General features: G+C 39.9%; 8 protein-coding genes, 10 tRNA genes and 1 pseudogene. 4 read left to right on the top strand and 15 right to left on the bottom strand.

Going from position 1 to position 10,702, the window contains the following annotated elements; genetic code table 11:
• Positions 1-110: 110 nt before the first annotated feature.
• On the bottom strand, positions 111-923 hold the full coding sequence (locus V7150_RS03130) for a VOC family protein (protein ID WP_335513497.1): 813 nt from the start codon (positions 921-923) through the stop codon (positions 111-113).
• 123 nt (positions 924-1,046) lie between these two features.
• Here V7150_RS03130 and V7150_RS03125 point away from each other — a divergent pair, with 123 nt between their 5' ends.
• Positions 1,047-1,241: a hypothetical protein gene (locus V7150_RS03125; RefSeq protein ID WP_335513495.1), complete on the top strand. Its 195-nt coding sequence runs from the start codon at positions 1,047-1,049 to the stop codon at positions 1,239-1,241.
• A gap of 139 nt (positions 1,242-1,380) precedes the next feature.
• Here the strand turns inward: V7150_RS03125 and V7150_RS03120 are convergent, their stop codons facing one another.
• The gene (locus V7150_RS03120; protein ID WP_335513494.1) at positions 1,381-1,917 is read right to left on the bottom strand and encodes a response regulator; all 537 of its coding nucleotides are present in this window, start codon (positions 1,915-1,917) and stop codon (positions 1,381-1,383) included.
• 61 nt (positions 1,918-1,978) lie between these two features.
• A complete protein-coding gene (locus tag V7150_RS03115; protein ID WP_335513492.1) occupies positions 1,979-3,010 on the bottom strand; it encodes a fatty acid desaturase in 1,032 nt (343 codons plus the stop codon).
• A gap of 360 nt (positions 3,011-3,370) precedes the next feature.
• On the opposite strand from V7150_RS03115, the gene V7150_RS03110 reads away from it, so the two are divergent.
• Entirely contained in the window at positions 3,371-4,816 is a 1,446-nt protein-coding gene (locus V7150_RS03110; RefSeq protein WP_335513490.1) for a DEAD/DEAH box helicase, read from the top strand.
• Between the two features lie 238 nt (positions 4,817-5,054).
• Here V7150_RS03110 and V7150_RS03105 read toward each other — a convergent pair.
• A pseudogene (locus tag V7150_RS03105) lies at positions 5,055-5,699 on the bottom strand (polysaccharide deacetylase family protein).
• A 262-nt stretch (positions 5,700-5,961) separates the two neighbouring features.
• Here V7150_RS03105 and V7150_RS03100 point away from each other — a divergent pair.
• A complete protein-coding gene (locus tag V7150_RS03100; protein ID WP_335513488.1) occupies positions 5,962-6,924 on the top strand; it encodes a LacI family DNA-binding transcriptional regulator in 963 nt (320 codons plus the stop codon).
• Between the two features lie 358 nt (positions 6,925-7,282).
• Positions 7,283-8,077: a Cof-type HAD-IIB family hydrolase gene (locus V7150_RS03095; RefSeq protein ID WP_335513487.1), complete on the top strand. Its 795-nt coding sequence runs from the start codon at positions 7,283-7,285 to the stop codon at positions 8,075-8,077.
• Between the two features lie 258 nt (positions 8,078-8,335).
• On the opposite strand, the gene hpt is transcribed toward V7150_RS03095, so the two are convergent.
• The 11 genes from hpt to V7150_RS03035 form a co-directional block, all read right to left on the bottom strand.
• Entirely contained in the window at positions 8,336-8,863 is a 528-nt protein-coding gene (gene hpt / locus V7150_RS03090; protein ID WP_335513483.1) for a hypoxanthine phosphoribosyltransferase, read from the bottom strand.
• A 606-nt stretch (positions 8,864-9,469) separates the two neighbouring features.
• Positions 9,470-9,543: transfer RNA gene (locus tag V7150_RS03080), tRNA-Ile, on the bottom strand.
• 4 nt (positions 9,544-9,547) lie between these two features.
• Positions 9,548-9,621: transfer RNA gene (locus V7150_RS03075), tRNA-Gly, on the bottom strand.
• A gap of 105 nt (positions 9,622-9,726) precedes the next feature.
• Positions 9,727-9,802: transfer RNA gene (locus V7150_RS03070), tRNA-His, on the bottom strand.
• A 43-nt stretch (positions 9,803-9,845) separates the two neighbouring features.
• Positions 9,846-9,922 (bottom strand) — tRNA-Asp (locus tag V7150_RS03065).
• 3 nt (positions 9,923-9,925) lie between these two features.
• A tRNA-Met gene (locus V7150_RS03060) sits at positions 9,926-9,999 on the bottom strand.
• A 159-nt stretch (positions 10,000-10,158) separates the two neighbouring features.
• A tRNA-Ser gene (locus tag V7150_RS03055) sits at positions 10,159-10,251 on the bottom strand.
• A gap of 30 nt (positions 10,252-10,281) precedes the next feature.
• A tRNA-Met gene (locus tag V7150_RS03050) sits at positions 10,282-10,358 on the bottom strand.
• 26 nt (positions 10,359-10,384) lie between these two features.
• Positions 10,385-10,461: transfer RNA gene (locus V7150_RS03045), tRNA-Pro, on the bottom strand.
• A 9-nt stretch (positions 10,462-10,470) separates the two neighbouring features.
• Positions 10,471-10,547, bottom strand: a tRNA-Arg gene (locus tag V7150_RS03040).
• Positions 10,548-10,570: 23 nt separating this feature from the next.
• A tRNA-Glu gene (locus V7150_RS03035) sits at positions 10,571-10,645 on the bottom strand.
• Positions 10,646-10,702 lie beyond the last annotated feature (57 nt).

Below are 10,702 nucleotides of genomic sequence, written 5' to 3'. Positions count from 1 at the left end.
TGATTTTTGTCTTTAATAAAGCCTATTAACGACATTTTGGCTTGTCATCTAAAAATTTTGTCCTTAATCAGGAGGTTTATCTTTTCCTTTAGATAATCTTCCTCTGCACCTCATTGAAATCTCCAGAATCCATTCAGTATTTTAAAAAGTCCGGTTTGACCCGTTCCGGTCATGTTTACTAAGAAGGGTGTTTCTCCTTTTTCTTTTAACACCATTGCAGCAATTCCCTCTCCAAGTGGTGTACAAAACAACAGCTTCGTTCCAGCCAATTCTATTTCCCTGCACCGGGCATTGATGGCTGAATCTACAAATTCTTCGCCCTGATTAAGATCAATTATTCTTCCCCATGTCGCTAAAGTTTGCTCTAAGTTTTGAACAACAAAACCGACACTCTCAAATTGTGGATTTCCGACCGTGTGCGACCCAATTAAGCCCTGCTCCGCTAATTCTAAACGTCTTTCCCCATCCGATTTTTCCCATTGAATAAAAAATGGCAGTTTCAGCTCGTTATCTGCTGCTTCAGGGAATAGCAACGACCATTTCAATACTTGTCCATCGGCACGCGTTCGTTCACCTGAAAGCGTGCCAAACACTATGAACCCTGATTCTTGAAGTTTTACGGCCAACTGTTCAATATGATCTGTGCGAATGGCGATTCTAGCAGGACCTTCTTGCTTCTTCCGTGCCAATCGCTCCACAATATGCTTAATCAGACGGTTCTCTTCCTGTTTCTCCGCCACCGGCAAATTTTCAATTCCTAAAAATTCAATATAGCTTAAACCAAAATAGGCCAGTGAATTATAGGTGCCCCAACATTCATGACGACCGCCATTGACAGCGTGAATCCCTCTCTGTTTTAAAAGAGGAACAGCCTCTTCCGGTTTATTCGAGTAAAAGACTAAATGATCAAAGGATAATGACATGGCAAGGTTCCTTTCTTAACTATTGGATTTGGAATGAATGAAGATTTCCGGACAATTTGCATAAGACCGGCTTTAAGCAAATATGATTACAATAAGCATCCTATACAAAGGGGTTGTTCCTAAATGGCCATTTTTAATAAAATCGCATTATTTTTTGTCATTTTGTATTCTGTCATCATTATTATAAATACTTATTTAGGGGAAAGTGAACAGATACAATCCAATGTTATGTATTTTTTAATGAATGGCTTTGCCTATATTGTATCAGCATTAGAAGTTGATAAGGAAAAACAAATCGTCTTTGAAACGGTAGATTAAATTTATATTTGTGCGATAAGGTTTTAATTAAACTCTTGATTAGTTTTTTCCTTCTTTAAGTTATGGATATTACATGACATACTTCTCAAAAGAAAAAGGTGCCTGATCAACAGGCACTTTTTCTGAGATGGTATTCATTTTACCCCGTAGGCAACTTGATTTTATCCAATATCGATGAAAGATACTTTCTGACCGTTCCAAATTGCTTATGAGCGATTTTCTTAGTGCTTTCACTATTTCCAAACGATTCTATTACGTTTTGTTCTGGAGCGGTTTCACTGAATTCTTCGTCGATTAGTTCAGAAGAATAGATTCGCTCTCCGTTGATAATATGGCGAATCGAACCTGCTAACTCCTCACTGGGACTATCTTTTAATAAATACCCTCTTACATCCGCATTTAATGCCCGCTGAAAATAGCCATTCCGGGCAAATGTAGTTAAAATGATGACTTTGCAGCCATATGGCTTTAATGCTTCTGCTGCCTCTAACCCACTCTTTTCAGGCATCTCTATGTCCATGAGACAAACATCGGGCTTTAAAAGGTGGACAAGCGTCAGTGCCTCTTCTCCATTTCCCGCCTTCCCGACTACTTCCATATCATCTTCCAAATTGAGGAGGGAACCAATTGCTCCTAACAGCATTTCCTGATCCTCAGCAATGACAATTCGAATCATATATTGTTCTCTCCTTATCTGATAAACGTGAAGTTAAGCGGAGTCTCCCGTTGATGTGAAGTTATAGTTCAGGTTTTGCTTGAACAGAAATCCTTTTTTTAGCAACAGATTTAATGTCTTTAAAGCTGATAAAGTTCTTGGCTTTTTCATCCCAAAGGCGAAACCGGAGTGATTGAAAACTTGTAGCAAGAGTGATCGTCGGTACATTTTGTAATGGCTTCGTATTGTTGTGTGCCTCTTCAAGTTTGTAGTTAGGCACTCTTGGACTTAAATGATGGACGTGGTGGAAGCCAATGTTACCTGTGAGCCATTGCAAAACCTTTGGAAGCTTATAGAATGAGCTGCCTTCAACTGCTGCTTTCACGTATTCCCATTCTTTATCTTCTTCAAAATAGGAATCCTCAAAAGTATGCTGTACATAAAATAGCCAAATGCCTGCTGCTCCTGAAATCATGAAAATCGAGCCTTCTATTAAAAGAAACGACTGCCAGCCGACTGCCCAACAAAGCAACCCAATCAACGCAACGATAAGAACATTAGTTAAATACGTATTCATGCGTTCTTTCTTTCTTGCACCTTTACGGTTAAATCTATTTTTTAAAAGGAAAACATAAATCGGTCCTAAAACAAACATGACGACCGGATTACGATAAAAACGATATGCTAAACGAAGTTTAAGTGGTGCTGCTATATATTCATCCACGGTAAGTGTCCAAATATCTCCAGTTCCGCGTTTGTCTAAGTTCCCACTTGTCGCGTGATGTACGGAATGCTCATGTCCCCATTTATCAAAAGGAAATAGCGTTAAAACCCCCATAAATGTGCCAGTTATTCGATTGACACGGCGGTTCTTAAAAAAGGAATGATGGGTACAATCATGAAAAATGATGAAAATCCTTGTCAAAAAGCCTGCAGCTAACACGGCGGGTACTAATGCTAACCAATAAGAAACAGAAAGGCTTAAGTAAGCAAGGTACCATAAGATTATAAACGGAACAACCGTATTAATGATTTGCCAAACACTTTCCTTAGCAGTTGATTTTTCAAAGGGAGTAATTTGTTTCTTCAAATTCTTCGTATCCTGTAAGGTCATTTTATTCGATTTCCTTTCCATTACGTGTCGTTAATTCGAATTATAACGAAAGGATCCTGTCCATGTTAGTAGCAAGTATCATGTCCTGGGCATGATAAATGTCATGTTTATAAGTTGAAAATATTGAAAACGGCGTCAGGCACCATTTGGTAATTTGTGGATGTCTTTGTGTTTCTTGATTTTTCTTTATTAAAACCGGGACATTTTAATAAAGTTTTATTAATAGTCTTTATTTTGGAATAAGAGCCGATTTGTTCGGCTTTTCCTGTATAATGAATCCTATTCAGCTTTTGCATATGATGTTTCTTTCAGAGAAATCCTATAGATGAGTCGAATAATATAAAAAAATGAGGTTCCTACATGAGTGAAAGAAGTTTTGGAGAATACCCTTTAAGCAATGAAATAACAAGAGCGCTTGCGGTGTTAAAATACGAAGCACCTACAGAGGTTCAACGGGAAGTGATTCCTTCAGCATTGGAAAAGCACGATCTTATCGTAAAATCCCAAACTGGGAGCGGCAAGACAGCAGCCTTTGGGATACCTATATGCGAGATGATCGAATGGGAAGAAAAAAAGCCACAGGCCTTAATTCTCACTCCTACTAGAGAACTCGCGGTTCAAGTTCGCGATGATATGACGAATATTGGCAGGTTTAAACGAATTAAAGCAATGGCCGTTTATGGGAAAGAACCTTTTTCGAAGCAAAAGGAAGAATTGAAGCAAAAAACCCATGTTGTCGTAGGGACACCAGGGCGTGTCATCGACCATATCGATAGAGGAACGCTAGATTTAAGCCAAATTCAGTATCTTATTATCGACGAAGCGGATGAAATGCTGAATATGGGTTTTATCGATGAAGTCGAAGCAATAATAAAAGTACTTCCATCCAACAGAGTCACAATGGTATTTTCCGCTACATTGCCGAAGGATGTTGAAACTCTCTGCCATAAGTATATGAAAGGGCCCTTTCATATCGAGATTGAAACGGCTGGCATTACTACGGATACAATTGACCATCGATTAATCAATGTTAAAGAAGAAGAAAAACTTTCCGTGCTTAAAGATGTTACTGTCGTTGAAAACCCTGACAGCTGTCTAATTTTTTGCAAAACGAAAGAACACGTTGAAACTGTATACGCTGAATTGGAAGCATCCAACTATTCATGTGAAAGACTTCATGGAGGGTTAGAACAACAAGATCGATTTGCTGTGATGGACGGGTTCAAAATGGGGAATTTCCGATACCTAGTGGCCACCGATGTTGCTGCACGTGGGATTGACATTGATAACGTGACACTTGTGATTAACTATGACGTACCGATGGAAAAAGAAAGCTATGTCCACCGCACAGGCAGAACCGGACGAGCTGGAAATAAAGGTAAGGCCATTACGTTTAGCACGCCTTATGAAGGAAAATTCGTTAAAGCGATTGAAAGATATATTGGCTTTGAGATTCCTTCAATAGAGGCACCAAAACCACAGGAAGTTGCTAGAGGAAAGGCGGCCTTCGAAGAAAAGATCAGCGGCCGCCGAGTGGTCAGGAATAATAAAACGGCCCGCATCAACCAAGATATCATGAAACTCCATTTCAGCGGCGGCAAAAAGAAGAAGATTCGTGCGGTCGATTTCGTTGGGACCATCGCGAAAATACCGGGAATAACAGTTGAAGATATTGGCATTATTACGATTCAAGACCATTTATCCTATGTGGATATTCTAAATGGAAAGGGCTCACTAGTGCTACAAGCCATGGAAAATGCCACAATCAAAGGAAAGCGACTAAAAGTCAGCATTGCAATTAAATAGAAAAGCGGAAGCGCCTGGAGCGCACAAGTTTAACACAGCCTTTTTTATGAAAAAAAGTGCCTGAAACCAATGCAATTATGCATGTGGTGTCAGGCACCTTTTTATCTTGTATTTTAATTCAGAATGTAACTGGGATTCCACTGTCCTCCTGAGAAGGACAGTGTCCACGAATGGTGTCAGGCACATTGAAGGTGATTATTTGTATTTAAAAATTCTAGATACAACGGTGGTGTGTGAGTTATTCCTTATTAGAAAGCAGCTCTGATACACTTACAAATTCATATCCCTGTTTTATTAGTACCGGCAAAAAGATCTTTAAGGCCTCAATGGTTTGATTTCGATTGCCGCCACCATCACGCAGGAGAATAATATCGCCATTCCTGGCATGGCGAATGACATGATCAGCCATGACCTTTGCTCCTGGCAGGGACCAATCCTTTAATTCCTGATGATAAGACCATAACACTACTTTGTAACCTTGTTTTCTTGCCTCTTGTAATAATGCACTGTCTATATATCCTCCCGGCGGACGAAATAACTTAGAATGGTTGGGCTGATATCTTTGAATAATATGATCAGCTTTAATAATTTCGTCGCGCATCTTTTGAAAACCAACCTTATTTTCATATGGATGCGTCATGGAATGATTGCCTATTTCATGGCCAGCATCCACCACTTGTTCAACAATGTCAGGATAACGCCTCATTCTATTTCCAAATTAAAAAAAGGTTGCATGCGCACCGTACTGCTCTAAAACAGCAAGAACTTGTGGTGTATAGATCGGGCTTGGTCCATCGTCAAACGTTAAAGCAATAACCTTTTTATTCGTTGCCACATCCCAAATGACTTGCCCTGTTGGCTCAATTTGCTTTCTCTTTATCATCTTAGCAGAAGCATTAGTTTGAACAATAGAACAGATGCAGATGAATATCGTAATAATACGGACCCACTTCTTCACAACATTAGCCCCTTTACAATCCTTTTCTTTCCTTAGTCTTTATAGTATGTGCCATTTTTATACCCTGTACAGGTATAGTACACATAACACCACCGCGGCGTTTGAAGCAATCATGCTATAAACTGTATGGATTCCTTTCATTTTGTACTATAATCTATTTAAGCAACATTGAAAAAATGGTGATCATATGACAAACATTAGAGAGTTAGCTAAGATGGCTGGCGTTTCGGTCACAACAGTATCACGGGTGCTTAATAACCATCCATATGTCAGTGAGGAAAAAAGGAACGCGGTTTTAGCAGCCATTCAGGAGAGTAATTATCAGCCAAATATAAATGCCATCCATTTAAGTATGGGAAAAACATTTCTTGTTGGTGTGGTTGTGCCTTTCATCGACCATCCTTATTTTGCCCTATTAATCAAAGGGATGGCGATTGAAGCATTAGAAAATAACTATAAGCTAGTGTTATTTCAGTCCAATTACGAAGAGTCTAAAGAGCTCGAAGCCCTGCAAATGCTTAAACAAAAACAGATTGATACGTTAATTATTTGTTCAAGAATCTGCTGCTGGTCCACAATTGAAGAATTTACACCTTATGGTCCGATTGTATTATGTGAAGATACAAGAGGAAAAAATATTGCCTCCACATATGTCGACCACTATAAAACATTTATTTTTGCGTTAGAATACTTATATCATAAAGGCCATCGAAAAATCGGCTATAGTATTGGCCGAAAATCAGGCTCAAATAGTAAATTTAGAGCAATGGCTTATAAGGATTTTCTTAAAGATTATCATTTACCAAATAACCCTAGTTATATTTTTGAGCAATACCTGAACTTTGAGGATGGTGAACAAATTATCGCGCGGATCAAACAAATGACTGATCCACCCACAGCTTTGCTGATTACAAGTGATGAAGTAGCAGCAGGTATTGTCACCTGTGCTCAACAGCAAAACATTTCAATACCAGGTGACCTCGCCCTCATTGGTTTCAATAATCAGCCGATCGCAAAAATGATGAACATCACAACGATTGACATTCCACTAGTGGAGATGGGAAGGAAGCTATTTTTGCAAGGAATAGTTGATAACGAGGCTTCCTATCAAGAAATTCCCGTGACATTAATTGAACGTCAAACTGTATAAAATTTGATAGTGCCTTACACACGATTTGAATTTTACACAAGACTTGGAGCCCTAATTGGATTCCAAGTCTTTTTGCTTGGAAAAGATTCTTGAAAGTTCAAGAAAAAAGGAGAAGACAACAGTAAAGTGGATATATCCGTAAGTAAGGGGGTTAACCGCAAGTAAAGCAGGATTTTCCGCAAGTTAAAGGCTCTTTTAAAGTTTTCCACCACCCTTAACAAAAACTTTCATCAAATCACTTGACCTGAAACGCGTTTCATAAAATATGCTAGTTCGTGTAAGACGATACAACACCAGTCGGCGTGATTGGGACCCGCCAAGCGTAACGACGGTGTTGTATTTAACGGAGGTGTATAAAATGAAAAAACCAATTGTGTTTTTTGATATTGACGGAACTTTATTAAATGATGAAAAGAAAATTCCAGACTCCACTAAAAAAGCTGTTCGTTTACTTCAAGAACAAGGTATTCACACGGTCATTGCCACTGGCCGTGTACCGAACATGTTTTATTGGATTCAAAAGGAACTAAAAATTGATTCATATGTAGCGATGAATGGACAATATGTTGTATTTGAAGGAAAAGAAATCTTCTCAAATCCGATTAACCCTGAAATGCTGCATACCCTTACGACAATGACAGCTAACAACGGTCATGCCTTAGCATATTGCAGCCACCTTGATTATAAGGTTAGTAAAAGCAATCATCCGTTTATCGAAGCTGGTTTTGATTCCTTAATGATGCCCTATCCTGAAGTGGATAAAGAGTATTTTATACATTTGCCCATTTATCAAGGGCATCTCTACTGCAACCGAAAGGACGCACAAATGTATTTTGACCAATTCACCGATTTCAATTTCGTTAAATGGCATGATAATGCCTATGATATCCTTCCAAAAGGGGCTTCAAAAGCGGTCGGTATCAGTAAAATGCTAGAGATCTTAGATATTAACAAAGAGGACAGCTTTGCTTTTGGCGATGGCTTGAATGACTTGGAAATGTTGACGATGGTTGGAACGGGAGTTGCTATGGGTAATGCGGTTCCTGAAGCAAAGGCAGCAGCGAATGTCATCACAACTTCCTCTTCTAATGATGGTATTCTCAATGGTCTCATTCAGGTTGGACTACTAGATACGAACTTAGCATTAATTTAAATAGTTGAAAGCGAACAGTGCCTGGCACTGTTCGCAATTTCAATCAAACGTTAGATTTGTTTGGCAGAGTGAGTTGCTAAGATACCCAACTGATCGACAACCCATCCGAACGTCTTGTTAAAGGAATAATTATCCAAAGGCATTAGAACATCCCAGCCTAGAGATAACTTCTCGTAAAGAGTGGAAGTGATAAAGGAAGCTAATAAATAAGTGAAAGGATACCGTTATTATGCGGTATCCTTTGTTTTTTTTGAAGCCCTAATACTCTTCTACCGTTGCAATATATGGTAAATTTCGATACATTTCTGCATAATCAATCCCGTAACCCACAATGAATTCATCTGGAATCACAAAGCCGACATAATCAACAGGCAATTCCACTCTTCTTCTTTCCGGCTTGTCTAGGAGTGTGCAAATTTTAATTTGTTTTGGCTTATGCATGTTCAAATGGTCCCGCAAAAAATGCAAGGTTAGTCCGCTGTCGATAATATCCTCCACTACAACTACATTCTGATTCGTAATATCGGTATCTAAATCCTTTAAAAGCTTTACCTTTCCAGTTGTTTCTGTCTGGTTGCTGTAGCTAGAGACTGAAATGAAATCGACTTTAATATTCCCCTTCATCTCGCGAATCAAGTCAGCGGCAAACACAAAGGATCCTTTTAGAACAACGATGAGAAAGATTGGTTCATTGTTAAAATCTTTTTCAATTTCTTCTGCTAGTTGCTTTACTCTTTGTTTAATTTCCGTTTCTGAAATCATACTATCTTTAATTCTGTATGCCACGAATGTCCCCTTCTTTCTATTAACTCTAAAAAATCTTAGTCCTCTTTACAGTTTTAAACTAGAAACAGATAAATTTCCACTCCTTAGATTTCTTTATTTAATATTCTTGGCAGATTTTATAAAGTTATATGCAAATAGAGTGAAATCAGACGGTCAGAGAAATCAGTCGCCTATTCCATAAAAGCACCCATCCCTAAACTGTGATAGTGTCCATAAGTGGTGCCTGACACCCTAAATAACATACTAATGAACTTTAAGTTAGAATAGCATATTTTCGTTTGAAGCTGTTTAGGATGCGTATCCAGCTTGTGCTGAACAGAGTTAAAAAGAACACGTTGGATAGTGCGTGGGCTAAATCGAAATATAAGCTTGCGATGTAGGCTGAAACGAATGTCAACCAGGTAGAGTCGCCCAGGAATCCTAAGATAAACCAAAGATTCATGAACCAGCCAAATAGAAAGCCTACGACAAAACTATAGATTGCTAGTCCGAATTTATGATTCAGTAAGCGTGTCTCACGAAGCAATCCCGCTGCTATTATAGTGCTATAAAAAAATGCCAGATTCTTAATGCGTTAACACATTAAGAATCTGGCACCTTTTTTGATGGGCCTAAATGGACTCGAACCATCGACCTCACGCTTATCAGGCGTGCGCTCTAACCAGCTGAGCTATAGGCCCATTTTGGAGCGGGTGATGAGAATCGAACTCACAACATCAGCTTGGAAGGCTGAGGTTTTACCACTAAACTACACCCGCACTAAAAAACTATGATGGCTGGACTAACTCGATTTGAACCAAGAATGTCGCAGTCAAAGTGTGATTACTTACCAATTGGCTATAGCCCACTAATATAAAATTAAATGGGGCGGCTGATGGGAATCGAACCCACGAATGTCGGAACCACAATCCGATGCGTTAACCACTTCGCCACAACCGCCAAAATCTATATATTAATAGTAGGTAACCTACTAGGTAAAAGATGGCGGTCCGGACGGGACTCGAACCCGCGACCTCCTGCGTGACAGGCAGGCATTCTAACCAACTGAACTACCGGACCAAATTGCGGGGACAGGATTTGAACCTGCGACCTTCGGGTTATGAGCCCGACGAGCTACCGAACTGCTCCACCCCGCGATAATAATAATATAAGGTTTTATCCATGCCCAAAGTATCCATGGACTGTATCAATCTCAGTAAGCATATTCAAGTAGCTGCTCGATTGATACAACTCGCAGATTACTCATTGAAGCAACGCTCGTTGCTCCACCCCGCGATAATAATAATGTAATTTAATGGCGGAGGAAGAGGGATTCGAACCCCCGCGCGGTTTAACCCGCCTGTCGGTTTTCAAGACCGATCCCTTCAGCCGGACTTGGGTATTCCTCCATTATAAAAACATAAGCCATGAAATATCATTGGTAGCGGCGGAGGGGATCGAACCCCCGACCTTACGGGTATGAACCGTACGCTCTAGCCAGCTGAGCTACACCGCCAAAACTATTGAATTGTAACCTTCGACTGGTCGGGAAGACAGGATTCGAACCTGCGACCCCTTGGTCCCAAACCAAGTGCTCTACCAAGCTGAGCTACTTCCCGTTAAACTAATGGCGCGCCCGAAAGGAGTCGAACCCATAACCTTCTGATCCGTAGTCAGACGCTCTATCCAATTGAGCTACGGGCGCATAGTCTTACAATTATTAAAATATGGTGACCCCTACGGGATTCGAACCCGTGTTACCGCCGTGAAAGGGCGGTGTCTTAACCGCTTGACCAAGGGGCCACAGTAAATTCAGACAAAATAATAGCCCCAATGGGGCTGTGCCTGGCAACGTCCTAC

Origin of the sequence: Neobacillus drentensis (assembly GCF_036965245.1) — a bacterium.
In the GTDB taxonomy this organism is placed as follows: domain Bacteria; phylum Bacillota; class Bacilli; order Bacillales; family Cytobacillaceae; genus Neobacillus; species Neobacillus drentensis_G.
Note: the sequence above shows the minus strand (reverse complement) of the source record. Positions and strands in the feature narration are given on the sequence as shown.